Consider the following 24,990-nt stretch of genomic DNA (forward strand, 5'->3'; position numbering starts at 1 on the left):
TGCGCTAATAACCCAAGTGCGAGAGACGGATGATACGAGAGGTGCAGCAGCTACAGCACTCGCTACCCCGGCTGCTATGCAGTGCGGACACATTAGAGGCGCACCCCGACTATAGGCAGGACGGCACCAGAGGATGATATGCCACGACGACGACGGGTGGACTTGGCGACCGCTTCACGATCCAAACGCAAAAGGGATCGCGCTAGGTGTAACCCCAGAGCAACCCCTAACGAGTAGATCGATATCGCAACAGAAACGCATAATAATAAGGACGCGTTAGTTGCGAGAGTGCCTGTACGTTCTAAGAGAGACCACATGACCTTGAGACCTTTAGTAACACGGCGAGCGCACAGCTACCGCACGGCACCTTAAGCACGGATCGCATACAGTCTGCAATAGTATAATGTCGTTATGTGCGGATTGTTTGCTGGATGATTACCTGAGGTGATGACCTTTCCTTCACACACACGAAATACCCCACCCGGAGGATGCCTTAATATTTCGCGACCAAATGCCCCCGTGATCGCACACGTTTTCACGCGGCGCTAATGGCCCATTTATCAGTGAGCCGGTTATATTATCTGACAGAACACACGGTTCTCAGCCAGTTTCTACAGGTGCGGGACGGATAAGGTGAGGGAATAACAATGAACGGGTCCCCTTTTCGAACCCGAATAACAGTCCCTTTTTGCCCTCAGGATGACTTCAAAAAAGCGGCTAAACCCCGCTGGCTGTTGTTGTTACTTGAGGATCGTGCAGACGGGAGGTCACCCCCGGAAACCCAAATTGACGTTAACGTAAACCTAGGGTCCCTTAAGCCCATTCCGCGACCCCAATCCAAATCCTTAAATCTCACGAAACTAGGGTCCCTTTCCGGCCAAAAGGAGACCCTAACAGGGCAATATGGTACCCTCGTCACAATAGGTTAACCCACTGTATCTGTTACGTAATTCCTAAAGGGTAGAGTTTAGATGAGGAACACAGGTCAACCCTCGATATCCCTCCCATTACCTGCCCTACTTAAGTTACCTAAGGTAGGCTAAGAGATATAACATAAAGATATAACTTTAAGTCTCTTTAAGCTACCTTAGGTAACTCAAGTCACTTCAAGCCGACCTAAGGCTATCCTGAGCAGATCGCTAAGCTCACCTAAGTACATCCTTCAATAATTATAGGGTCGTAGCTTTAGTCCCCCTTAAGCTCCCCTTCAGTTCCCTCTAGCTCCGCTTCATGTCAGGCTTTCAGCTAACTTAAGTAGGGTCATCCAATCTCAGGGTCGTAGCTTTAGTCTCACCCTCTCGTACCCAAGGCACCACAAGTCCTATGGCCCTCGAAGCCGCACCATTCATTAACTCACTCGACCCTTCGAACCCTCCCGGCACCGATCAGCTCTCACAGGCAGACGATCACCTTCGGCTCATCAAGGCTTCTCTCAAGGCTACCTTCCCGAACATCACAGGGGCAGTAACTCTCACGCAGGATGTCTTGAACAGCCCAGTTAGACCACCTGTAGGTCTCATCAGTATCTGGTTCGGTACAGCCGCTACGGTCCCTGCGACCTACGCGATCTGCGACGGTAGAACCGTGGCCCGTACAGACGGCTCAGGGAACATCACGACCCCCGACATGCGAAACCTTGTGGTCATGGGTGCAGGCGCTCTCGCTGCCGCTGGTACGCTATTCGGCGCAGGTCTCTCTACCTCTACCTCCACGACAGCAGGAGGTCACACACATACTAACGCTTCTAGTCTCGCAGGGTCGGCTACAGACAACACCTCGATCACTATCGAGCAGATGCCGAACCATAGTCACAATACCACATGGACTCCCGGATACACCCCGGCCAACATTGACTCCTCGGGTGTCAACGAGGTCACTCAGTACGGCTCAGGGCTTAGCTTCGCCACGACGGCGGTAGGTGGCGGGCAGGGTCATAGTCATAGTCTCGGCGGCACCGCGCATACCCACGGCATCTCAACAGTTGGTGACCATCAGCATCAGGTCCAGCTCCCGGTCTATCAGCCAGCGATGGCTCTCCATTTCATTATGCAGGTCTAACCTCTAGCAACATGACCAACATCCCTGTCCGCAACCTAGGCGGCGCAGGGGTTATCTCCGACATCCACGCCTACGACCTGCCACTCAACGCCATCAGCGCAGCGGTAAACGTCAGGTTTGAGAACGGTACGATTTCCCGCGCCCCGGTGTTCCGCAAGGTCTTTGAGTTCCCCGAGGCATCCTCGGTCTTCACACCTTCCTATATGTTCTCTATCCCGCCCATCGTTTCGGGGGCTGAAACATTCATCAACGTCTCCTCGACCTTCGGGGTCATCAAGTCTGTAACAGGTCTGACAGAGGTAGATGTCTCTGCACCCAGCATAACGGGTGTAGGGGCCAACAATGAAGCGATCACGCATACCTTCCTAGGTAACGTAGCATACCTCAATCGAGTAACGTCTGCGCCTTTGGTCAAGCGGGCAGGGGACGCCACGTTCATCACACTTCCCAACTGGGCACCCTCAGACCGCACGAGGACGATCAGAGCCTTCAAGGACTTTGTTCTCGCTCTCAATGTAACCAAGGCTGGTGTCGAGTACCCTTCGATGGTCAAGTGGTCCGACATTACGGGCTATGGTTCCGTACCGGGATCATGGGACCCAACGATCACCACCAATTCAGCCGGTGAGAATATCCTCAGTGATATGCAGGGGCCGATCCTCGACGGGCGTGCCTTACGAGACAACTTCTTCATTTATGGCCGTAACGAGGTGTGGGCCATGTCCTACATCGGGGGAACTTCATCTTTGACTTCCGCAAACGCTTTGATGAGGTAGGGGTCATAAACCCTAACTGCATTGAGGAGGTTGAGGGTCTCCACTACGTCTTTGACCAGAACGACATCTACAAGCACGACGGTTCGACCAAGGTCTCCATCATCCACGGGAAGAACAAGGACTTCGTGTTCCAGTCGCTCCTGCAAGCCAAATCCCACCTGTGTTTCACTCATCACGACCCTAAGCTAAATGAGATACATTTCTGCTATGCGTCGGCTGATCGTCTTGTAGGTTTCGTGAACCCATCCACAGGCTGCAATCGCTCTGCTGTTTATAATTATCGGCGCGAGACATGGACATTCTACGACCTCCCCAATGTCGTCGCTGCCGCAACCGGCGCTGTCACCATTGGTCAGACTTACACGTCTGTAGGTTCCGTCACATTCGATAACATCGGCGGGTCGTACATTGGCGATGAGGATGAAGGAGAGAAACACTCCTTGTTCTGCTCTCGCAGTGATCTTGTCCAAGGTCTCACCAAAAGCCGCATCCTCGGTATAGACCTGATTACAGGTGGTCGCCTCGTGCGACCTCTGGAACCGGAAGCACTTAAGCCAGCTCTTATCGAGCGCGTAAGCATCGATCTGGACGAGATGACATCGCCATTGCGCTCTTTCAAATCATTCCTCGGCTTCTACCCTCAGGTCTCCACGCGCGGGTCAACAGTTTCCACAGTGCAGTTCCAGTTCGGTGCCGCGCCTTACGCTGGTGTTGAGCCAGTATGGGATACCCTGCATTCTTTTGACCCTGCGGTGAACCATAAGATCGATGTCCGGGTCGCCGGTCGATACCTCGCGTACCGACTGATCCATACAGGCATCACCGATTTCGACTTCTCAGGCTTCGATATGCGTATGACCCAGCGAGGACAACGGTAATCGCCACCCCGACAATCTACATCGCGCCGTACAGGCACGACCAACGCCCGACACTTCCAGAAAGCCTTGGTGAACACTCAGATCGAGAGTTTGCCAAGGTAGAGCTCACCCTCGCTACGCTAATTGCGTCCTTCACCGACCGTCTGACCAAGCTCGAAGCTCGTCTAACTACTGCCGGTATTCCATAATACACTAGGATAACCCCAAGCATGGGCCTTCTATCTGGTTCAACCAAAACCACCACCGTTGACGACCCTTGGGCACCTCAAGGCACCGCGCTAAAAGGCGCGTTCGATAACGCCAAGACCTTATATGACTCCAAGGCTAACTCTCCAGCCTATTCCGGCCCAAATCACGCGGGAATTGACCCTCTAACCGGCCAAGCCATCCAAGGCACCGCCGACTACGTTAACGGGCAGGGTGCCACAACTGTTGGCGCTCTCGGGAACGCAGGTACGACAGGCTTAGGCGCTCAGGGTAACCAGCTCAGTACGATTGGTGCCTTGGCGACCGCTGGTGGTGTCGATCCTACACAGACAAACATCACGAACGCAGGTGCTTACGCTGACAACCCTTACCTTGAGGGGCAAATCACCGCCGCAAGCCGTGATGTCACCCGGAACCTCTCCGAAGTAGCTCTCCCTAGCATTGATCGCGCCGCCACCGGAACAGGTAACATTAACTCCACGCGGGCAGGTGTTGCCTCAGGTATCGCCCAGCGCGGCGCACAGGATCAGATCGGAGATATCGCCTCGACTATGCGCTCCGATGCTTATCAGAAGGGTCTCACCCTCGCTGAGCAGTCCCGAGCCACAAATCTCGATGCCACATCCAAAGCCGCTGGTCTCTACGGCGACGCGGTTAACACTGGTCTCAACGCTTCCGCAGTCGGAAACGCTACCGCTCTCGCAAATCAGGACGCACTAGCAAAGGCTGGTCAGATCAAACAGGCGGACACGCAGGCTCAGTATGACGCGGACAAACAGTCGTGGACTGAGAATGACACCCGAGCAACGACCGCTCTCCAGAATTACTACGGGATCGTAGGCGATAAGGACTGGGGGGGCACAACGACCGCCACAGCCAAGACAACCGGAAGCGTTCTCGGAGGCATTCTCGGCGCAGTGACAGCCGGTACAGGTCTTGCCAAGGTCTTGAAGGGCTAACCCATGAACTCCCCGACACTCGCGCAACTAGCGCAGCAGTCCGGTCTTTCCGAACAGGAAGCCGCTGCAAAAATCAATGCGACAATCCCCGGCGCTGTAAGCCCAGACGGGACGATCAATGAAGCTCTCGTACAGTCGCATCAAGCGGCGCAGGGTCCTCAGGTAGCCGACGCTCCTCCAGCCCTCGCTGACCAAGGTGCGTCCGGTATGAACCCGTCAGGCTCCGACACTCGTCCTGCGATTGTATCACCGGCATCACACAACGAATCCGACAGTCCTGTCCAGAACGTACCTCCCGGCCTTCCGGGTGTCGTTCCCGAGGGATTGCCTCAAGAACCTAGCCCCGCTCCTTCTGGTCCGGCGCTGGCGCCACAGGCTCCGCCAGCAGGGGACGCGCCACCAGCTCTCTCACAGCCTACGCAACCACAGGAACCAGCACCACAGGGTGCCCTTGCGCTACAGGCTGAGCAACCATCTATTGCTCCTCAGGGGGACCAACCACCACCGCCTCCCGGTGCGGGCATGGGCCTTGCAGATGCACAGGCATCACTAGCAGCCGGTCCAGATATACCCCCACCTCATCAGAGTATGCTGAGTAAGGCGTGGAACCGACCCGGAACCGCTGAGGCTCTCTTTGCCCTCTCTGCCAATCTATTCTCCAGCCCTAACTTCGGGGAAGGTTTGTCGAAAGGTCTCCTCGCTTATCAGCAGACTATCGATAAGGCGAAGGTGGCTGCAACACCTACCACGACCTTCGAGGCTGGTGGTGCATTCCAAGCTACTCGCGATCCAACGACAGGGAATGTTACTCTCACGAGGACCCCTGTGGCGGATTACACTGAGGGTCGCGATACCGCGAAGTCTGTCATGCAGATCAAGGTGCAAACTATGGTCCAGCAAGGGCTGAATGACCGCACGATTGCTATTCAGACAGGTTTGTCAGAGCGACAGGTTGCCCAACTTCGCTCCGATCAGACGATTGCCAAGGGTAACAACGAAACAACCAGAGACGTCGCCTCAGGTCACGATGCGACATCTATCAAGATCGCCTCAATGGAAGCTGCTAGCAGACTAGAGGTCGCGAGAGCCAATCATGTTCCCGGCTCCAAACCTCCCCCGGCGCAGATCGCTAAGCTCATCACAGATCAGCAAATGATTACCGATGGTCTCGGCAATGCAAGCTACGATATCGAGCCTGTCATTGGAGCGATCCAGAGCGGGCAGCTCACATTCAGTGCTTTATCGAACGCTCGCCAAACGATGGCCCTAACGACAGGGGTAGGCGCAAACGAGATGACCCCTCTCTATAGTCAATACAAAACTATGATCGAGGGTCTACGCAACGCCCTCCTGCTCGCTAACAAAGGCGTCCAGACCGATGGTGATGCTGACCGAGCGATGGCTAACATTATGTCAGGATCGGGAGATCAGGCGTCAATCGTCAACAACCTCCGCATCGTCCAGAATAGCCTAGCTCGCCGTAAGCAGCAGTCCATTTCGATCCGCGACAGTCTCTCCAAACAGTACGGTTACACAGGTGGCGAGCCTGACCCGCAAGACCCATCACCAACACCCGCTCAAGCGCCCCCAAAGCGTCCTCTAACTCATGACGCTAGGCGTTCTAAGTACGGATTTTAATACCAAATGACCGACCTCGCTACCGTTCGGAAGAACGTAAAAACTCTCCTCGATAACCACGAGAGCGAGGACACCATTGACCACTATTTGGCTGAAAACAACCTGACAGCGGCACAGCTTCGAGGGGGTAAGCCAGCGACACCAGCGGCTGCCCCCTCGGTTTCCCCTGCGGCTCCGCTAGTTGGGGTCTCGGGCGATCCTACCGACCCCAAATCTCCAGCTTACCAGCCTTCTGAAATAACAGACACTACGCCTTCCGGTGGACAGCCGGGTGACCAGTTCAACCCTCAGTCGAATAGATGGCTCGAATATCAGAACAACCTGAGGGAAGACGGCGCACCACACACGGGCGGTAACCCATCAGCCGCCTCTAAAGCCGCGCAGAACAGTAAGGCACCTGACAAATCCGATACCTTAGGTTCTGACTGGCAGGCCGCTCTCGTAGGTGCCGCAGACGGTGTTACGTTCGGTGCGCTTCCTAAGGTCGGCGCAGGTATCGAAGCTGCTTACGGTAAACTCGCCCACGGCAAGGACTTCAGCAAAACCTACGACCTAGCTCTCAACGACAACCGCATGACGATGGAGCGTCTCAAGAATGACCATTGGAAATCCTCGCTAGCCGGTGAAGTCGCCGGTGGTATAGCGGTTCCTTTCGGTATCGGCGCTAAGTTTGTCAAAGGAGGTAAGGCTGGTGCAGAAGTAGCTCTCACTGGTGTCAAGACGCTGGAAGAAGCTCGCGTGGCTCTAGCTGCCGCCTCCAAGGCACGACTAGCTGTTGGCGCTATCGATGGTGGTACTTATGGTGCCATCCACGGCGCAGTAACGAGCGACGGGGGCCTCAAGGAACGAGCAGGCCAAGCGCTTATCGAAGGCGCTAGCGGCGCTGCTATTGGCGCTGCTGTTGCTCCTCTGGCTCATAAGGTCTTCAACAAGTCCGCCAGCTTTGCCGAAAAACAGATCAAAAATAACCCATATGCACAGGTGCACGCTGAGATTGCGCAGGACCTCGCGGACGTTGTGTCAGCAAAGGGTCTCAACCCTCTCGCACCTAAAGGGCGCTCCGCTCTTACCGCTCGTGAGATAAATGATGTCGCAGCTAGTTACCACGAGCGTATCGCTGCTCAGGCGAAAGGTTCCGGGGCAACCCCTACCGAACTCGAAGCTATCCAGACTATAGCTAGCAAACACATCTCCGCCACCGACGATGAGATTAACGCTCTACGTGGTACGGTCGCTGGCGACGCTGCCGCTGATGGTCTTATCAAATCACGCGAGCTTTACCGTCTGACACCTGAGATCAGGAAAGGCGGAACAGGTGCGTTCATTAACGGAGCTATCACACTCGGTAGCTCCGTTACTGGCGCTGCGGCTCTCGGACCCGCTGGCGCTCTCGCTGGTGCGGCTGTCCGTCCTCTCCTTCGTAATGTTATCGAGGGGGAAGCTGCTCGCGTAAATGCCGCAGGTAAAGTCCTCAAAGGGCTTAAAGGTTACCAGAAGGTAACCGAAGCCTTAGGCGGCACAGGTCAGAAGGAAAGCCAATCAGCACTCCTACGCGCCTACACAGATGCCACGGAAGGCAAGGTTGCCGCCGCTGCCGATAGTGCTGCATCAAAGACCCAAGCCGCTGCTGACAAAGCTACCGCCAAAGCTCAAACTCTCGCTGACGCTCAGTCCGCTAGTTCCGACAAGGCCAGAGCATGGCATGAGGAACAGACCACCAAGCTCGACGCTATGATGGATGCTCACGGTGAGGAACGCCTTAACGGAACCATCCCAGCTAAAGACATGAAGGCATTCCGCACCAGCATAAAAAGTGACACCATCGATCCTCGTGACGTTGCCTTAGCGGCGACAGGTACAGGGTCTGAAGCTCAGCTAGGGAACAAGGCCGCTGCTCGTAACCGGGCGCTCGCTAAGCTCCAAGCCACCGCTGATAACTTCGACCTTGACGCTCCTCCTCCTCCTGCCGTAGCGGTAAAACCAGAACCTAAGGCCCGACCGCTCGCTCCAGAGCATCAAGCGGTCACTGATAACATAGCTGCCGGTATCCCCGGTACGTCAGGTGTCCAGAAGGCATTCGCTGACCGAGTTGGTGTGTCTGTTCCTGACATGCTCAGGGGTCTCGAAGGTATCCGCAACAGATTCCCCGGTATGGGTCCTGAGATCGATCGTATCGCAAACAACTACCCAACCATGAAGTCCAGAGGCATCGCTGATGCTCTCGTACCAGCTATCAAGCAGCACCTCACCGATGACGGTACGATGGCTGCGTCAAGGCTCGCTACGGAAGCTGCAAACCAGCGGGCTACCGCTCGTATGGCCGCAGAAGCCACCGCCCTCGCAGGTAAGCCTAAGGCTCTCCCAGCCACGGTCAGCAACCCTGAGTTGCCTATCGCAGCACCGCCTAAGCCGCAAATCGCGTCTGATGGTCTCCCAGCGCAGGACGGTAAGAACCTCACGCTTCCAGCCGATGGACCGTTACCGGCTCCAACGGTAGCACCTCCAGTTGCTGAAGTACCTAACGCTGACCAACTGTTCCTTCAGCAATCCGCTAAGGATGGCGTAGTTGCGCCCAAGGGTCCGCTTAAAGTGGACGTATCCGAGGACGTTGCGCCAATGGTCACCCCTCAGGTCCGTCCAGAACCTACGCCGCAAGCTCCGGTAATGCGTCCTGTAGATCGCCCAGTCCAGCATCAGGCTGGAAAGGAACGGTATCAGGCTCAGGCCGATGCAGCGAAGAATGATCTGTACGGCGACGAAAGCCTCTCGGACAACGTGTTCGCAGCAATCCCTAATGTCGCTGATCGCATCAAGCACGATTTCAAGACGACCTCCGAGGCATCAGACTTCATCCACAACGATGTCGTGCCTGACCTTGAGATCAACGGAGCCACGCCTGCCGAAATACAGACGACCGTAGATCACCTTCACAACATCGCTAATGCTAAACCATACGCCACGCCGGCTGAACTAGAGGCTGGTACCGCCGCCCGTCCATCGGGTCGCCCACGCAAGAAGTAAATATTGGAAACACAAGCTCCTCCTAAAAACAAGGGGGGCAGGCCGAAAGGCTCCAAAAGTCGCCCTAAGTGGCTTCTGGAGGAGCTTGCCGCTGCCCCCAAAAGGCCGGTCGGAAGACCCAAGGGTTCCGCCCACAAACCGAAGACCTTCGCCGCCTTCATAGCGGAACCTTCGGTAACCCTCCCGCCCTCCGAACCCAAGCCGAAACGATCCTTCGTCTGGAAGGTAAGCCCTGCTAAACGCCGGAAGCGATACAGCAGTAAAAAGATGAGCGCGATGGCTCTCACCAACACTCCTAACAAGCGCGGTGTGCCTTCTGGTATGTCTATTAAAGACTCCATCAGGTTGAAAGACAAGGCGCTCACAGAAGCAAAACGGATATTTAAGATTATGGATAAAGAAGGTCTGATCCCTGACGATCAGATGGCGCGTACAGCATTGCTTACCGCCTTTACGATGATGAAGGAGCAGAACACCACGAGAGACAAGCTAGCTTGCGTTCGTACAGTTCTGGAGTTCACCAAGAACAAGCCGACAACCAAGACTGACATCACGATCAAGACCGCTGAGGACTTCCTCAACGAGATTGCTGAAATTGACGACTAAGACACCTGAAGAAAAACGCCTCGCGGTCAGACGCCGACTTCGAGATGACTTTAAGTTCTACGCTTCGACCTCACTAAAAATACGAACCAAAGACGGTGAGGTCGTCAACCTCAAACTGAACGAAGCCCAGCAACGCCTCATCGACATGATCGAGGCCCAGTATGCTGCTGAGGGTAAGGTTCGCATCATCATACTAAAGGCCCGCCAGATGGGTCTTTCCACCGCAGTTGGTGGCTGGATGTACTACTGGGTCTCCCAACGGAAGGCTCAGAAAGCCCTCGTGGTCACCCATCATGCGGACAGCTCCAAAGCCCTGTTCGACATGACCCGGCGATTCTTCGACAACTCGCCTCCCGGCCTCAAGCCATCCACGAAATACTCGTCCCGTCGCGAACTCAAGTTCGATACGCTGGACAGCGGCTATGCGGTTGCGACGGCGGGTGGTGATAGTGTTGCACGAGGCGATACGGTCACAGTGGCCCATCTCTCTGAGTTAGCCTTCTGGCCGAAAAGCTCAGCAAAAGACATCCTAAACGGCATCCTACAGGCCGTCCCGACCCGTAAGAACACAGCAATCTTCGTAGAGAGTACCGCCAATGGTGTCTCCGGTGAGTTCGCGGACCTGTGGGCCGGAGCGGTAGACGGCACCAACGGTTTCATCCCTGTGTTCCTCCCTTGGTACATTCAGGACGAATACCGGGAACCGACGCCTGAGGGCTTCGAGCGAACCTTAGACGAACAGAAACTCGCTGAGGCTCACGGTCTCGATGACGAGCAGCTCATGTTCCGCCGCCGTAAGATCGCTCACTCTGGAGTTGACCTGTTCAAGCAGGAATACCCCTCGACAGCCGAAGAAGCCTTCCTGACCACTGGTCGCCCGGTGTTTAACTCCGAGCAAATCAACGACCTCTTAAGAATAGCCCCGCTCCCAGTTGAGCAACGCGGGTTGATCGCTGATGATTACCAGATCGACCCGCGCGGTGAACTCCTCGTCTATGCGGACGTAAGTCCTTCAGAAACCTACTACATTGGCGCTGACGTGGCGATGGGTGTCAGAGGGGGCGATAGCTCAGTCGCTCAAGTCCTCGACAGCCATAAGCGTCAAGTCGCTGTGTGGAGGGGTCTCGTTCATCCAGACCACTTCGCCACCGTGTTAGAAAGACTCGGATATCGCTACAATACAGCAAAGATAGCGGTTGAAAGTAATAACCACGGCATCCTAACATGCACAAGATTAGGTAAAGACCTCGCGTACCCGAACTTTTATCAGGAGGTCGTTTATGACAAAATTGACGACAAGGAAACCGTAAACCTCGGATTCCGTACTACCTCCAAAAGCAAACCATTAGTTATCGATCAGCTCCGAGCATCCATAAGGGACGGGGAGATGACGTTGAACGACAAAACCACCCTCAAGGAACTCCTCACGTACATCGTGACGGATACCGGAAGCATGGAAGCCGAATCTGGCTGTCATGACGATTGTGTGGTGGCGCTCGCTCTAGCTAACCATACTCACGAAGGCGTCTTCACGCCGATAGTCTCTTCGGATGATTATTACATCGCATCGATTTAACATACATGACAAAACTGACCGACAGCGAGATACTCTCTCTGCTGTCTAGCGGTGTGAAGGCTGGCGTCCGCTTCTCCGATACTAAGCTTTCCCGAGAGCGCCAGCGCGTTCTAGATTACTACCACGGCAAGCTACCGGCCCCATCGCACGCAGGTAACTCCAAGTACGTCTCGACTGATGTCTACGAAGCCGTAGAGTCGATGAAATCCACGCTTCTAGAGACGTTCAGCGCCTCCAGCGGCATTGTATCCTTCGGTGCTCACGGTGCTGAGGATGTCGAGCTAGCCAAGCAGGCGACAGCCTATTGCCAGCACGTCGTCTTCGAGCAGAACAAAGGTACCGAACTCTTCTCCGATATCATCCACGACGGCCTCACGGCTCGCGTTGGTGTGGCAAAAGTCCACTGGGACAAATGCGTCGAGGAGATCGAGGAGACCTTTGAGGACCAGACGCAGGATGAGGTCGCTGCTCTCCTAGAGGACGATGAGGTGAAACTCACGTCTCTCGCAGTAGATCATGATGACCCAAACCTAGCCTCAGGGACCCTCACGCGCTCCGAGGATAAATCTCAGGTACGCATTACCATCCTGCCTCCTGAGGAGTTCATCGTTGATCCCAACATCAAGTGCATTGAAGAGGCTACGATCCTCACACACAGGACCGAGAAGAACCGCACGGAGCTACTCAAAGAGGGTTACAAGAAATCCCTCGTCCGCCAACTCAGCACGAGCAACACCCTCGAAACTGACCGTGAGCGTATCTCGCGCATGGAACCATTCTCTAGCGATACGTTCGGTACGGGTCGTCAGGCTCTCCAAGATGCGACTGATGTCTTCGAGATTATGGAGACCTACGCTTACCTCGACATGGGGGACTCAGGCAACGCAAGCTACTGGCGCATCGTCCACTGCGGTAGCGTCATCCTTGAGAAAGAGCAGGTGGATCGCCACCCCTTCAAGACATTCGTTCCGCTCGCTACGCCTCATACATTCTACGGTAACAACTTCGCTGCAAGGGTAATCCCAACGCAGAACTCGAAGACCGTACTGACGCGCTCCATCCTCGACCACGCTGTTGTAGCGAATAACCCTCGCTACGGTATCGTCAAGGGTGCTCTCACGAACCCTCGTGAACTCCTCGACAACCGCATTGGTGGCTTGGTCAACGTAACTCGTCCAGACGGTATCTTCGCGCTACCACAGGCACCTCTGAACCCATTTGTGTTCCAGACGATTGCCATGCTGGACGACCATAAAGAGCAGGTCACAGGGGTCTCTAAGTTATCGCAGGGTCTCAACAAGGACGCTGTATCTTCACAGAACTCTGAGGGTCTTGTGGAACAACTCGTCAGCGCAGCAATGCAGCGTCAGAAGACGTGTGCCCGCTCGTTTGCCGTTCAGTTCCTGGGTCCTCTGTTCCTTGAGGTTTACCGTCTCGTTATCGAGAACGAAGCCAAAGACAAGATCATCGAGATCAATGGTAGCTTCACGCCCTGCACACCGTCTGCGTGGCGTAGGCAGCGTTCGGTCACTATCGACCTTCGCCTAGGGTACGGTGAGAAGGATCGTCTCGCTACCGAGTACATCCAGATCGGACAGGTTCTCGCTGCTGACCCGGCAATCGCGCATCTTTATGGTCCTGAGCAACGGTACAACCTTTACAAGAAGGTACTGGAAACCAAGGGGCATAAGAACGTCTCCGAGTTCCTTGCAGACCCCAAGCAAGTACAGCCTCCCGGTATGGACCCAATGGTCAAGGCCGAACTGGACATCAAGGTCCAAGAGGTCGCTATCAACGAGCGCAAGCAGTCCACCGCAGAGAAGAAGGTCTCCGATCACGCAGCCATCGAACAGATGAACGCCGACCTGAAGACCCGTATTACGATGCTGGAGTATGCCCTCAAGGTCAGTGCGGAAGAACGCAAGGACGCAGAGGTCACCAATCGTATCGAAGTGTCTCAGGACGAGTTGGAGCTTGCTCGCATTGCCGAAGCCAAGGCTCCCCAGAGAACACAAAGGCCAACGCGATCATATCGCCCAACGGCTAACATCAGAGACTACAATCACAGACTTAGAACAAGAGATCGTGCGACGGGGGTTGGCTGCTGCCAGCCTCCTAGCACACCCTGACTTCATCTCGACCATCCGTGAACTGGGTGTCGAGTGCTTTGCTGTCTTCACGGATACCAAACCTTCCGAGGCTAACAAACGTGAAGAATCCTACAATCTCTACAGAGGTATGCAGGCTATCGAGGAGCAACTTAACGCCCGCGTACAGACGCAGGTTGAGTTGGTCCGGCGCATAGACGCAGACAATCTAGAAGACATTGCCGACTATCCTGAAGATATGGACGACGGCCAACACATTATAATTCAAGGTGACTAATACCATGTCAACTACCGATTTCGGCGTTGATGAAGACAACGGCAACACTGACCTTAACGTCGATGATGCCTCCAATCTTTTCCTACAACGGTGGTCAGACGCGGGAACGCTATCTGACGAAGATGAAGGGGAAAAGCCTACCGCTAAAGCCAAAGAGACACCGGCTGACGGTCAGGTTGATAACGAAGAAGACGAGCTGGACCTTTCCGAAGATGGAGAGAGCGCAGATTCCGAAGACACCAACGATAACGGCAACGCCAACGATCCCAAAGCCCTTGAGGCGACGGACGATCACACGGTCAAGGTCACTATCGACGGGGAAGACCGCACGGTCAAAGTCAAGGACCTCAAGCGCCTTTTCGGACAGGAAGCGTCCCTGACTCGTAAGTCTCAAGAAGTCGCTCAAGCGCGTACAGCCGCTGAAGATGCTGGAGCAAAGTTCACCGCAGCTAGCGGTAAGCTCCTCGCTAAAGCTCAGGAACGATACGCTCCCTACGCTCAGGTTGACTGGCAGATCGCACAGAAGACCCTCGACAACGCAGAGTTCGTTGCGCTCCGTACAGAGGCCCTAGCAGCCTACGAAGACGTGCAGTTCCTCACGACAGAGACAGAGGCCGTTGCAAAGGTCGTCTCGGCTGAGGAAACCGTAGCACGTCAGGCCGCAGTTACAGAGTCAATCGCTGTACTGACCAAGGACATCCCCGGTTGGGACAGCGAGCTTTACGACAAGATACGCAAGTACGCTGTGGCTGGCGGGTTAAACCCTAAGGCAGTTGACAGCATCATCGATCCTAACGTCATCAAGTTCATCAATAAGTCGATGCTATATGATGCCGCTAAGGCCAAAGCTGTAAGCAAGAAGACTGCTGTAAGCCCCGGTCGGGTACTTAAGCCAGCCAACAAAGCTGCTGGTCTCATTGGGAAAACAAGTGCCAATAAAGAGATGAAAGCCCTCAAGAACTCAGGCTCCACAGAGGACGCGGCTAATGCCTTCCTAGCTGGTTGGGCCGCTCAGCGCGACTAAACACTAACTACCTCCCAATACCCTTCATTACAAGAACACAAAGTTACTATGACTATTTTTACTACTTACGATACGATCGGCATCAAAGAAGACGTTTCGGACGTAATCTCGAACATCGCGCCTACCAAGACTCCTTTCCAGACCATGATCGGGTCGGACACTGCTAAGAACCGTTTCTTTCAGTGGATGGAAGACAGCCTACGCGCTGTGCAGGTCAACGCTAAGGTCGAAGGTTTCACCGCTGCCGACGCCACGCTGACCGCTCCTCAGCTCCGCACGAACTACACGCAGATCATGGAGAAGACCATCAAGGTCTCCGCCACTGAGGATGCTGTAGACCAGTACGGTCGAGCTAAGGAAACTGCTTACCAGCTCGCTAAGGCTGGCGAGGAACTGAAGCGCGACCTTGAGAACGCTTTCGTTGGCTTGGTTCAGGTTGCCACCGCTGGCGATAGCTCGACCACGGCTCGCCTGACGGCCTCTGCCGGATCACAGGTCACCGTTGCAACCAACCGCTTCTACACTGGTGCCGGTACACCTATGGGCGGCTCTACGGGTACTGCGGGTCCTCTGACGGAAGCCGCTGTTCTTGCTGTTGGTCAGGCCGCTTATAACCTTGGTGGTGACCCTGACACACTCATGGTCAAGCCTGCTGATAGTCTTGTGGTCGCTGGTTTCACCGGTGCTGCCGGTCGTAACCGCACGATCAATGACGGTTCCAAGACTGTCACGAATGCTGTGAACCTATACGTCTCGCCATTTGGTGAATATAAGGTGGTCCTCAACCGCTTTCAGGCTGTGAAACACGCATGGCTGTTAGACCCTACGATGTGGGCAAAGGTCTCGCTGCGTAAGTGGACCCGTGAGCCACTGGCTAAAGATGGCGATAACACGAAGAACATGCTCGTCGGTGAATACGGCTTGAAGCATAAGAACTTCGCCGCTGATGGTCTGATCGACAACCTCACGTAATCTCTAACTCGGCCTCGCTTCCTTCACGGGAGGCGGGGCCTTATTTTGTCTAAATCGAACACCCCGAGACACCATATCCTTAATCTAATCGACAGCCATACGAACCTCAAGATCGAGGACGACAAGGCTATCTTCAAGCGTACTCAGGACATCTCCACGTCCTTCCTCGATAGTCTAGCCGCAGAGCGAGGCTCTCAAGACAGTGCCCCTATCGGCAACTTCCACAAAGTAGCGAGCATTCCGACCGTCGTTGTCGAGAAGTGGATGTCAGAAGGTTTCAACATCTTCGACAAGAACATCAAGATTGAAGACATCCTTAAGCGCCTCGCGTCCCTCGATATGGAGAAACTCATCACAACCTCCAAGCGCCTTTACTAACTCAGGACCCTAATGAACTACGGCGAACTAAAAACCTACCTCCGAAATTTAATTAACCGAACCGATATTACAGACCCCTTGGTCGTCCAGTTCATCACGCAGTCCAAGGTCCGCATCGAGCGTCGATTGCGTCTCTCTACAATGTCTCATCTCGTTGACTTCAAGCTCGATGGGACGACCGGCAACTGGAAGCTACCTCCCGACTACCTAGAGCTTATCGACCTCTATACCGATGGCGGCGAACTAGAACGGGTGGACACCTCCAAGTACCTCAGGACGCTAGGCAGCGTCGGTATCCCTCAAGTCTTTGTGCAGACCGGCGCTGCTATTCGTATGCGCCCGATCCCGAGCGCCGACACTTCGATCTACTTGAATTACTACAGGTCGCTCCCTGACCTCGTGTTGGATGAAGACCAGAACCTATGGTCGTCAGCAGCAGTCGATTGCCTCATTTATGGGGCGGCTGAAGTAGCAGGGGATTACTATGAGGACGAGAGGCTCCAGCGGTACGCTGCTAAGTTTGAAGCCACCCTTGCTGAGCTGGAGAACCAGCAGACCCTTGAAGATTTCTCAGGCCCAATGCGCGTCCAGCCCGCCTATTCCTACCCATCGGAAGACAATTATTAAATCATGTCGATTGACAACGATAACCTCATTCTCGACCTGATCGAGATCACGACTCCTAGGAACCTCAGGGTTTACCCACGACTTCTACCTGTGACCGCTACAGGCCCGGTAGCGCAGCTATTCACAACCCTCAAAGGCTCGGTGACGTACTCTTTGCTCTCCGGTTCCTCGTTGATTGCAATAAGCTCCTCGGGCGTCGTCTCGCTCTCATCAGCCTTGGCCGCAGGGGTTAGTGCTACGTTCATCGCTCGCGCTCAGGATACCGTAGGGACCGCGCACGAGAGGGCACTCTCAGTTGTTGGGTATGGTGGCGTATACACAGACCCCGGAGGAGGCGTAACCGCTCCAGTTGGTTTCTTTAAAAACACCGCGAGCAACATTGCGGTGAAGGCCATGCTTGCCAGCAAAACCGGTCAGCAAATCATCGTCGGAGATAGCATCAACGTTGGCGAGGGTAGCGGTGCCTCTGGTCCCGGTGCGTTCGGACTTGGCAACGCGGCAAATTTCCGCAGCGCCAAAGCGATGGCGGACATTTACGTTGCGGCGGGCATTCCGGCCTTCGACAAGAACTACATCACTGGCGACTTCGGAGTTCGCGCCGCCGGCGGCAATACGATTCTAACATATGATACCCGCGTAACGTCTTTGGGTAACGGCGACATGAACGTCAGGGATAATGGAGCGGCTGGCGCGGCTTATCTCCATCTCGGATCAACCGCCGCGACCGTTACTGATACTGGCATTGATGGCTTCGTTATCGATGTTGCTGAGTATGACAGCGCACCGGTCATCACTTTTAAAATCGACGGCGCGGCTCCCGCATTCATGTCCATTAACGGCGTTACGCAGCCGGGCGGCACGATGAGTTATGCGACCAACGCTTCGGCAACTGGTCCATCGCGGATCATCGTCAGGACGAGTAGCGTTGGTTCACATACGTTGCAGATGACATCGTCCGATTATAAACACGGTATCGCAGTCGTTTACGGGATCAATTCGACGACAAGCCAGATCAATATCCTTACTTTTGCAGCCTGTGGTCAGAGAACTACGGACCAAACGGGAACCACAACAATCGCCCTCCCGGCAATGTTGAAAAAGGAAACACCGGGGCTAGTTGTTCTGACATCGGCCACGAATGACATGATACAAGGCGCCGCGAAAGCTACGTGGTTGGCAGCGGTGGCATCCCTCGTCGCGACGGCTCAGGCAGCAGGGGCTAGCGTTCTGCTAGAGTTCCCTTACGCGTTCAGCAACGTAGCGGACGCTACAGTGTCCGATTGGAACGCATCGTTGAAAGCATACGGTGTCGCCAACAACCTCTCGGTTCTCAGTCACTACGACTTCTACGGCCCGTACTCAGGGATGGCCCCTTCGTTGTTCTGGAACGCAGCCAGCGGTGACACTCACCCAACAGCCGCATTTAGTGCTGCGTTGGCTCAGCGCCGGGTCGATGCAATTAGATCCATGTAAGATCGCTCCCAGCGCTCGGATGGCCGATAACGTCGGGCTGATCCAACACATCTTGGAGCCGCGTAGATTTACGGTGGTAGTCAGCTATATCCAGCCCGATTGGTCCGTCTCACAGGGATCGCAATTCTCCGAGTTTGGCAGTCTCTGGTTCACGCCACAGCTATTACAAATATAGAGTAGGCGACGGCGCTCCTTCTTCTCGCGTATCGCGACGCATCTTCGCCCCCAATCGTCATACATATTGAACAGCCACTTATCCAAAGCCGCCACGCAAGTTATAATTATGTTCTTAATTTGCATAATCAGGCGGCATGGTTTTTTCCTCGAATGTTGTGCGCGGAGGATGGCTGGAACGATGCACGTTCGCAAGTCCTGCCTTGTTCGGCGCGGCGCATCGTTAGCGCGTCACGTCCACCATCAAACCGCAACCTAATTACAGGGCTACCTCCGCCCCATTTTGACTCCCGAACACCGTAGCCATCACCACATCCACAAAAACCAAAACATAATCTGAAAACAAATGAATGACAGTATCAGCACGCCATCCTTCCATGCGGTAGATGGCGGCGCAATTCTTATCGAACGCCTTCAAGGACCTATCGGTCTTACAGGCCCACCCGGTACGCAAGGTCTCACCGGCGCTACTGGCGCACCCGGCCCCACAGGTGCCCAAGGGCCGATTGGTCTGACAGGCGCTACAGGCCCTACCGGGGCGACAGGTGCTACAGGCAACACCGGGCCTACTGGCTCTCAAGGACCTATCGGTCTTACAGGCCCACCCGGTACAATCGGGAACACAGGGGCTACAGGTTCCACGGGACCCAAAGGGGACACAGGCTCCGCAGGACCTAAAGGAGACACAGGGTCAGTAGGTCCCGCTGGTTCCGTAATCAGCGTCACAGCTACAGCGCCTCTCCAGTCCACTGGCGGAACATCCCCGGTCATCTCTATTTCCGCTGCAAGCGCTGTGGCGTCAGGATCAATGTCTGCTGCCGACAAGACGGCATTGGATGGTATGCCCACCGCTATCGACACTCTGCGTAACATCCCGGTGAATGCGCAGACGGCGGCATACACCGTTGCGCTGACTGATCGAGGAGGCATGGTGTCTATGACTGGCCCTGCTTTCACAATCCCCTCGAATGCTAGTGTGGCTTTTCCAGTTGGTTCGACCATCGTTCTGTACAACAACGCATCGGTTGCGACTGCCATTGTAATCACCTCTGATACGCTTCGACAGACAGGCACACTTAACACCGGGCCTAGGACAATATCCGCATATGGACAGGCAACCATCATCAAGGTCAATACGACCGAATGGACCATTAGCGGTGCCGGTCTGATATGAGTGGAATAATGTGTGTGGTTGCGGGGTCAGGAGGAAAGCCGCCTCCTTTGATCGTGACGTTCGATTTCGGAACAAGCGCCGTCTACACTATTCCGAGCGGCTATACTCTCTGTACCCTTGAGTGCTGGGGAGGTGGTGCTAGCGGAAACATGAATACCACCGTTTCGACGCTTAACGGCGGCGGCGGCGGCGGTTATTCCAAAAAGACCACACCAGTCACTGGCGGAGATACCTTCACTTATACTGTCGCTCCGGGCCGGATAGGTGCCGCTGTCAATAGCTCAGGAGCGAATGGCGCTCAGTCGTCAGTTACAGGGACGGCTTTCAGTCTTACGTCCGCTGGAGGTCGTTCTGGCTCGGGAAGTTCAGGCGGCGCTGGCGGTGCAGGGTCAGGCGGGGACACAAACCTAAGTGGATCAGCGGGAACAGCGGGAACAGCTTCCACAGGCGGCGCAAGCCCCAACGGGGGTGCGACAAGCGCACCGGGCGGCAATGGTAACTTACCGGGCGGCGGCGGCGGTGGACTAATAACTGGCGGCGGCACCTCAGGCTCTGGCGCATCGGGGCGCGTAAGGTTCGCCCTAACATAATAATGGATTACACATTTTGACCTACACATGGTCCTTCCCGACCCTCCAAGTTGCACCATCGCAAGACGGTCTGGAGAATGTCGTCACCGCAATCGGTTGGCGGCTGACAGCAACAAACGACCCACACAGTGCGAGCATCGCAGGCTGTGCCGGTATTGAACACAAGGCTGGCGAGTTTACACCTTTCGCAGAGTTGACGGAAGCTACGGTTACTAGGTGGCTTGAAGCCGACCTTGGTGACGAATTTATCGTTGGTCTCATGCTCGGTCTTGATCGTCAGCTAGCTGATTTAGCGAACCCTCCCATCGTTACGCTAATTCCACCTTGGGTCGTTCCTGAGGTACCTGTGGATGCCCCCACCGATGCTCCTTAAGTTGGCGCAAGGCAGACAATGACACCATTCGTTAATGAGTCTGATAGCCTCTTAACCTCGGTCAGTAAAACTATCCCGCCGCTTGCAGTCACCAGTGTGACGGTAGCAGGGCTGTCCCTCCAAGAGTGGGTATATGTGGCCACGCTGGTCTACACGGTCCTCCAGATCGGGATGGTCGTGTGGCGGTGGTTCAACCCTAAGATTGATAAATAATGCCCATCTTCTCTATCCTCACGACGCTTATCGGCCTCGGGGGCGACTGGCTCGGTCGTAAACAGAAGCTCCAAGAGGTGCAGCTAGAGGCTGACACCAAGGTCACCATTGCTCGCGCAGAGGCTGAAGTCGCAAGGCTCGGAGCCGCTCAGGGTGCTGAGATCAACTGGGATCAGACTGCCGTCACTGGTATGGAACACTCGTGGAAAGATGAGTACCTCACGATCCTCCTGAGCGCCCCTATGATCCTAGCGTTCATGGGGACGTGGGGTCGCACCTCGGTAGCTGAAGGCTTCAAGGCAATCAGCAATGTACCTGATTGGTATATGTTCGCTTTCCTTACAACCGTAGCTGCATCATTCGGCGTCCGAACGCTTGTCGATAAGTTCGGTATAGGCAAAAAATAACCACTTGAAACGACCCTGAACACTGATCGTTCCCTAAGCTAACCCTTGGAGCGATCAGTGTTTTTGTGAGTCACTTCGGAACAGAAACGTAAGCGTTTAGCTCTTGGAATATCCCATAAAGTGGTCTATCTCTCTTATCGTACTGATTGCTATAAGGTGTGACGATATGACTAACGAGACGACCGACGCGCAACTGAACCGCCCTGTCACCCAACTGGCAGCGGCAATCGACGTGTTCCGTGAGGTCACATCAACGATGTCCTTGGCTCAGCTTAAAGCGTTCCTTGTCGTCGCGACCAACGAAGGTAAGAGCCTCGGGGAACTCACGCTCATAGCGGGCGGAAAGACATCCACGATGTCCCGCTACCTTCTCGATTTCAGTGACAAGGTTAAGAACGGAGGAGATGGCTATGGTCTTATAAGCCGCACATCTGACCCTGCGGAGCTTAGGCGTAACGTCTACAGTCTCACGCCAAGGGGTCGTGCAATGATGGACAAGGTTCTCAAGATACTAGGCACAGGAAAATAAGTTCATGGCTATCTATCCCGACAAGAAGGCAGGGGTCCTTACAGGGCGCTTTGCCGTAGAGGTCCAGAAGGGCGCTCAGAGGCTCAGGGGACGCAAGGATACACTTGCTGAGGCAAAGATACTCGAAGCTGAGTTCCGTCTCGCCTTGGACTCCGGGGCGGCTCCTACATCCAAGCGTAAGTTCACCGCCAAGGCATCACGTCCCGACACGCTATCGGAAGCCATCAAGCGGGCAGACGGTATCCTATGGAGCGGTAAGACATCCGAAGACACCGCCTTCCAGCAACTCAGAGCAATCATGGGTATCATCGGTGACCGCAAGCTCGATGCCATCGGCCCCAGTGAGATAGACGATCTGGTGATTGAGCTAAGTAAGGGTAGGACAGGGGCTACCATCAATCGGTATCTCTCGACGCTCAGTGTTTTTCTCAAGTGGTGCCTCAAGCGTGAGTACCGGACGTTCCCCGTGCCTTCGATGGATTGGCAGGACGAAGACGAAGGTCGCATCCGGTGGATTGGTCATAACGAGGAAGGCGCTTTGCTAGGAGCTTTGCGCGGTACGGTGGCTGATGTCGTCCGGGTCGCCATTGCTACAGGTATGCGCAGGTCTGAGATACTCACGCTCAAGCCCGATCAGCTCAAACCTAACTGGGTGCACCTGTGGAAGACAAAGAACGGCTCAGCCCGCTCGGTGCCTATCAGCCCTAAGACTTACGCTGAGATCGCATCGCTACTTAAGCTCGGAATGCCCTCAGCCTCCAAGCTGCGGTACGAGTGGCAGCTCGCCCGTGAGGCGATGGGTCTGATGGGCGATAAGGACTTCGTGTTCCATTGTTGCCGTCATACGTGTGCTACCCGTCTCGTGCAGGCTAACGTCAACCTTAGGGTCGTGCAGACTTTCCTAGGTCACAAGACGATACAGACGACCCTGCGTTACGCTCACCTTAACGATCATAGCCTGACTGACGCTCTTTCTATTATGCAAACATTCCACGAAAATAGCCAATCAGTACACACATAAAGTTTCAGTTCTGAAAGTGTGGGCCGTACAGAGGGAGGGAGCGTTATTTTCTCCCTAGGGTTGCCCTGAGCAGATCGGAAGGTTATTCCCCCAACCCTTGTCAGTGTACCTTTGCGGGCGTGGCGGAATTGGTAGACGCGCTTGGTTTAGGTCCAAGTATCGTGAGATGTGGGGGTTCGAGTCCCTTCGCCCGCACCAACCTTCCTAGCCCCATCCAAGGTCGCTAAGCGCCATTTTCTTTTTCGGATATTGACCACCATGCAGATTGCCGAGACGCTGAACGAAGGCCTGAAACGCGCCTTCACGTTGACCATCACCGCCAAGGATATCGACGCACTCGTCGATGCCGAAGTGACCAAGGTCGCGCCGCAGATGAAAATGCCCGGCTTTCGCCCAGGCAAGGTTCCGGCGAATCTCGTCCGCAAGATGCACGGCCCTGCGCTTCAGCAGGAAGCATTGAACACCGCTATCCAGAACGGCGTGTCGAAGCTGGTTGCCGACAACAAGTTCCGCCCTGCGATGCAGCCTTCGGTGGCGCTCGCGGACGGTTATGAACCCGGCAAGGACGCCGCGATCACAGTCGAGCTGGAAATCCTGCCCGATGTTCCTGCGCCCGTTATCGACGGTATCAAGCTCGAGCGTCTGACGGTCGAGGTCGATGAGGCTTTGGTCGATGAGCAGGTCGATCAGTTGCTCGGCCAGCAGAAGTCGTTTGAAGACGCGCCAAAGAAGCACGTTGCGGCGACCGGCGATCTGGTCATCATGGACTATCTCGGCAAGGTCGACGGCGAGCCGTTCGATGGTGGCAAGGGCGAAGGCATGTCGGTCGAGATCGGCACCGGTCGTTTGATCCCCGGTTTCGAAGATCAGTTGGTCGGCGTGAAAGCTGGCGACGAAAAGCAGATCAACGTCACTTTTCCAGAAGAATATAACGTCGAATACCTCAAGGGAAAGCCCGCAACGTTCGACCTGAAGATCACCGACGTGCGTGTAGCCAAAGCTGCGGTTGCCGACGAAGATTTCGCCAAGTCGCTGGGTCTTGAAAGCCTGGAGCAACTGCGCGGCCTGCTGAAAGGGCAGATCGAGCAGGAACATAACGGCCTGACGCGCACGCATATGAAGCGCAAATTGCTTGATACGCTGGCCGGTTCGCATGATTTCGAAGTGCCGCCGTCGATGGTCGAAGCTGAATTCCAGCAGATCTGGTCGCAGCTTGAGCATGAAGCGAGCCATGAGGCCGACAAGGAAGCCGCTCTCGCCGAGATGGAGGGAGACCGTGAGGAATACCGCCGGATCGCCGAGCGTCGCGTCCGTCTGGGCCTGTTGCTGTCCGAAATCGGTCAGGCGAACGGCGTGGACATCACTCAGGCCGAAATGAACCGTTTGGTTGCTCAGGCCGCTCAGCAGTACCCACAGGCGCAGCGCGAGCGTTTCATGCAGTATGTTCAGCAGGAGCCGATGGCTGCTGCTCAGCTTCGTGCACCGTTGTATGAGGACAAGGTCGTTGACCTGTTGTTCGCCAAGGCGGAAATCACCGACCGCGTTGTTGCACGCGCCGAGCTGGAAGCCGAGATCGAAGCCGAGGACGGCGCGACGGGTCATGTGCATGGGCCGGATTGCGGACATGATCATGGGCATGACGAAAAGCCCAAGGCCAAGAAGGCTGCGGCTCCGAAAAAGGCAAAAGCTGCTGAGGCTGATGTAGCTGAGGTTGTTGCCGAGCCGGTTGCAAAGAAAGCTCCGGCAAAGAAGGCTGCGGCTCAAAAGGCTGAAGCTGTAGCCGAAGAAGCGCCTGCCAAACCAAAAGCAGCAAAAAAACCGGCTGCAAAGAAAGCTTAAACTCCAGAGTGCTATACTGGCCTTGTCGAAGCTCGGTTCTTCTCTCACAACTGAAGAGAGGAACCGAGCTTCAATGAGGTTCAGCCGTTACC

The 24,990-nt window shown here is 55.1% G+C and carries 23 protein-coding genes and 1 tRNA gene; 23 read left to right on the plus strand and 1 reads right to left on the minus strand.

Annotated features, from left to right (window positions below):
- Positions 1-1,584: 1,584 nt before the first annotated feature.
- From D3Y57_RS20065 to D3Y57_RS05545, 14 genes are all read left to right on the plus strand, one after another.
- Positions 1,585-2,058 carry a hypothetical protein gene (locus tag D3Y57_RS20065; RefSeq protein ID WP_162986989.1) on the plus strand — a complete coding sequence of 158 codons (474 nt, stop codon included), beginning with the start codon at positions 1,585-1,587 and terminating at the stop codon, positions 2,056-2,058.
- Positions 2,059-2,069: 11 nt separating this feature from the next.
- Positions 2,070-2,834 carry a hypothetical protein gene (locus D3Y57_RS05480; protein ID WP_121152156.1) on the plus strand — a complete coding sequence of 255 codons (765 nt, stop codon included), beginning with the start codon at positions 2,070-2,072 and terminating at the stop codon, positions 2,832-2,834.
- The gene (locus D3Y57_RS05485; RefSeq protein WP_162986990.1) at positions 2,771-3,712 is read left to right on the plus strand and encodes a hypothetical protein; all 942 of its coding nucleotides are present in this window, start codon (positions 2,771-2,773) and stop codon (positions 3,710-3,712) included. The genes D3Y57_RS05480 and D3Y57_RS05485 overlap by 64 nt, the downstream gene beginning before the upstream one ends.
- Before the next feature lie 209 nt (positions 3,713-3,921).
- Positions 3,922-4,878, plus strand: coding sequence for a hypothetical protein (locus D3Y57_RS05490; RefSeq protein WP_121152158.1), 957 nt, complete (start codon positions 3,922-3,924; stop codon positions 4,876-4,878).
- 825 nt (positions 4,879-5,703) lie between these two features.
- Positions 5,704-6,516, plus strand: a complete 813-nt coding sequence (locus tag D3Y57_RS05495) for a hypothetical protein (protein ID WP_162986991.1) — start codon at positions 5,704-5,706, stop codon at positions 6,514-6,516.
- A gap of 6 nt (positions 6,517-6,522) precedes the next feature.
- Complete coding sequence (locus D3Y57_RS05500; protein ID WP_121152160.1) at positions 6,523-9,537, plus strand: hypothetical protein; 3,015 nt, start codon at positions 6,523-6,525, stop codon at positions 9,535-9,537.
- A 3-nt stretch (positions 9,538-9,540) separates the two neighbouring features.
- Positions 9,541-10,143, plus strand: a complete 603-nt coding sequence (locus tag D3Y57_RS05505) for a hypothetical protein (protein ID WP_121152161.1) — start codon at positions 9,541-9,543, stop codon at positions 10,141-10,143.
- The gene (locus D3Y57_RS05510) at positions 10,133-11,719 is read left to right on the plus strand and encodes a terminase large subunit (protein WP_121152162.1); all 1,587 of its coding nucleotides are present in this window, start codon (positions 10,133-10,135) and stop codon (positions 11,717-11,719) included. The genes D3Y57_RS05505 and D3Y57_RS05510 overlap by 11 nt, the downstream gene beginning before the upstream one ends.
- Before the next feature lie 5 nt (positions 11,720-11,724).
- Complete coding sequence (locus D3Y57_RS05515) at positions 11,725-13,848, plus strand: portal protein (RefSeq protein ID WP_121152163.1); 2,124 nt, start codon at positions 11,725-11,727, stop codon at positions 13,846-13,848.
- Positions 13,849-14,108: 260 nt separating this feature from the next.
- Positions 14,109-15,128: a hypothetical protein gene (locus D3Y57_RS05525; protein WP_121152165.1), complete on the plus strand. Its 1,020-nt coding sequence runs from the start codon at positions 14,109-14,111 to the stop codon at positions 15,126-15,128.
- 48 nt (positions 15,129-15,176) lie between these two features.
- Complete coding sequence (locus tag D3Y57_RS05530) at positions 15,177-16,100, plus strand: SU10 major capsid protein (RefSeq protein WP_121152166.1); 924 nt, start codon at positions 15,177-15,179, stop codon at positions 16,098-16,100.
- Between the two features lie 45 nt (positions 16,101-16,145).
- Positions 16,146-16,478: a hypothetical protein gene (locus D3Y57_RS05535; RefSeq protein ID WP_121152167.1), complete on the plus strand. Its 333-nt coding sequence runs from the start codon at positions 16,146-16,148 to the stop codon at positions 16,476-16,478.
- 12 nt (positions 16,479-16,490) lie between these two features.
- Positions 16,491-17,105: a phage adaptor protein gene (locus D3Y57_RS05540; protein WP_121152168.1), complete on the plus strand. Its 615-nt coding sequence runs from the start codon at positions 16,491-16,493 to the stop codon at positions 17,103-17,105.
- Positions 17,106-17,498: 393 nt separating this feature from the next.
- A complete protein-coding gene (locus D3Y57_RS05545) occupies positions 17,499-18,578 on the plus strand; it encodes a GDSL-type esterase/lipase family protein (RefSeq protein WP_347400433.1) in 1,080 nt (359 codons plus the stop codon).
- Positions 18,579-19,011: 433 nt separating this feature from the next.
- Here D3Y57_RS05545 and D3Y57_RS20070 read toward each other — a convergent pair whose 3' ends face one another.
- Positions 19,012-19,170, minus strand: a complete 159-nt coding sequence (locus D3Y57_RS20070) for a hypothetical protein (RefSeq protein ID WP_162986981.1) — start codon at positions 19,168-19,170, stop codon at positions 19,012-19,014.
- Positions 19,171-19,560: 390 nt separating this feature from the next.
- Between D3Y57_RS20070 and D3Y57_RS20780 the strand changes: the two genes are divergently transcribed.
- The 9 genes from D3Y57_RS20780 (at position 19,561) to tig (ending at position 24,898) form a co-directional block, all read left to right on the plus strand.
- Entirely contained in the window at positions 19,561-19,926 is a 366-nt protein-coding gene (locus D3Y57_RS20780) for a hypothetical protein (protein WP_239026110.1), read from the plus strand.
- Between the two features lie 8 nt (positions 19,927-19,934).
- Positions 19,935-20,516: a glycine-rich domain-containing protein gene (locus tag D3Y57_RS20080; RefSeq protein WP_488349816.1), complete on the plus strand. Its 582-nt coding sequence runs from the start codon at positions 19,935-19,937 to the stop codon at positions 20,514-20,516.
- Positions 20,517-20,532: 16 nt separating this feature from the next.
- Complete coding sequence (locus tag D3Y57_RS20085; protein ID WP_162986994.1) at positions 20,533-20,889, plus strand: DUF7936 family protein; 357 nt, start codon at positions 20,533-20,535, stop codon at positions 20,887-20,889.
- Between the two features lie 18 nt (positions 20,890-20,907).
- Positions 20,908-21,102 (plus strand): phage holin family protein, encoded by a 195-nt coding sequence (locus D3Y57_RS21560; RefSeq protein ID WP_121152170.1) that lies wholly within the window; start codon positions 20,908-20,910, stop codon positions 21,100-21,102.
- Positions 21,102-21,509 (plus strand): hypothetical protein, encoded by a 408-nt coding sequence (locus tag D3Y57_RS05560; protein ID WP_121152171.1) that lies wholly within the window; start codon positions 21,102-21,104, stop codon positions 21,507-21,509. The genes D3Y57_RS21560 and D3Y57_RS05560 overlap by 1 nt, the downstream gene beginning before the upstream one ends.
- Positions 21,510-21,675: 166 nt before the next feature.
- Entirely contained in the window at positions 21,676-22,038 is a 363-nt protein-coding gene (locus D3Y57_RS05565) for a MarR family winged helix-turn-helix transcriptional regulator (RefSeq protein ID WP_121152172.1), read from the plus strand.
- A 4-nt stretch (positions 22,039-22,042) separates the two neighbouring features.
- The gene (locus D3Y57_RS05570) at positions 22,043-23,059 is read left to right on the plus strand and encodes a tyrosine-type recombinase/integrase (protein ID WP_121152173.1); all 1,017 of its coding nucleotides are present in this window, start codon (positions 22,043-22,045) and stop codon (positions 23,057-23,059) included.
- A gap of 113 nt (positions 23,060-23,172) precedes the next feature.
- Positions 23,173-23,257, plus strand: a tRNA-Leu gene (locus tag D3Y57_RS05575).
- 60 nt (positions 23,258-23,317) lie between these two features.
- Entirely contained in the window at positions 23,318-24,898 is a 1,581-nt protein-coding gene (gene tig, locus D3Y57_RS05580; protein WP_121152174.1) for a trigger factor, read from the plus strand.
- Positions 24,899-24,990 lie beyond the last annotated feature (92 nt).

Source organism: Sphingomonas paeninsulae (assembly GCF_003660165.1).
In the GTDB taxonomy this organism is placed as follows: domain Bacteria; phylum Pseudomonadota; class Alphaproteobacteria; order Sphingomonadales; family Sphingomonadaceae; genus Sphingomonas_O; species Sphingomonas_O paeninsulae.

Excerpts from the sequence above, each read along its gene's own strand:
- tig (WP_121152174.1), top strand. The coding sequence starts at position 23,318 with ATGCAGATTGCCGAGACGCTGAACGAAGGCCTGAAACGCGCCTTCACG.
- D3Y57_RS05480 (WP_121152156.1), top strand. The coding sequence starts at position 2,070 with ATGACCAACATCCCTGTCCGCAACCTAGGCGGCGCAGGGGTTATCTCC.
- D3Y57_RS05540 (WP_121152168.1), top strand. The coding sequence starts at position 16,491 with ATGAACTACGGCGAACTAAAAACCTACCTCCGAAATTTAATTAACCGA.
- D3Y57_RS05565 (WP_121152172.1), top strand. The coding sequence starts at position 21,676 with ATGACTAACGAGACGACCGACGCGCAACTGAACCGCCCTGTCACCCAA.
- D3Y57_RS20080 (WP_488349816.1), top strand. The coding sequence starts at position 19,935 with ATGTGTGTGGTTGCGGGGTCAGGAGGAAAGCCGCCTCCTTTGATCGTG.
- D3Y57_RS05570 (WP_121152173.1), top strand. The coding sequence starts at position 22,043 with ATGGCTATCTATCCCGACAAGAAGGCAGGGGTCCTTACAGGGCGCTTT.
- D3Y57_RS20780 (WP_239026110.1), top strand. The coding sequence starts at position 19,561 with ATGTCTGCTGCCGACAAGACGGCATTGGATGGTATGCCCACCGCTATC.
- D3Y57_RS05500 (WP_121152160.1), top strand. The coding sequence starts at position 6,523 with ATGACCGACCTCGCTACCGTTCGGAAGAACGTAAAAACTCTCCTCGAT.
- D3Y57_RS05490 (WP_121152158.1), top strand. The coding sequence starts at position 3,922 with ATGGGCCTTCTATCTGGTTCAACCAAAACCACCACCGTTGACGACCCT.
- D3Y57_RS21560 (WP_121152170.1), top strand. The coding sequence starts at position 20,908 with ATGACACCATTCGTTAATGAGTCTGATAGCCTCTTAACCTCGGTCAGT.
- D3Y57_RS05560 (WP_121152171.1), top strand. The coding sequence starts at position 21,102 with ATGCCCATCTTCTCTATCCTCACGACGCTTATCGGCCTCGGGGGCGAC.
- D3Y57_RS05545 (WP_347400433.1), top strand. The coding sequence starts at position 17,499 with ATGCTTGCCAGCAAAACCGGTCAGCAAATCATCGTCGGAGATAGCATC.
- D3Y57_RS05515 (WP_121152163.1), top strand. The coding sequence starts at position 11,725 with ATGACAAAACTGACCGACAGCGAGATACTCTCTCTGCTGTCTAGCGGT.
- D3Y57_RS05525 (WP_121152165.1), top strand. The coding sequence starts at position 14,109 with ATGTCAACTACCGATTTCGGCGTTGATGAAGACAACGGCAACACTGAC.
- D3Y57_RS05530 (WP_121152166.1), top strand. The coding sequence starts at position 15,177 with ATGACTATTTTTACTACTTACGATACGATCGGCATCAAAGAAGACGTT.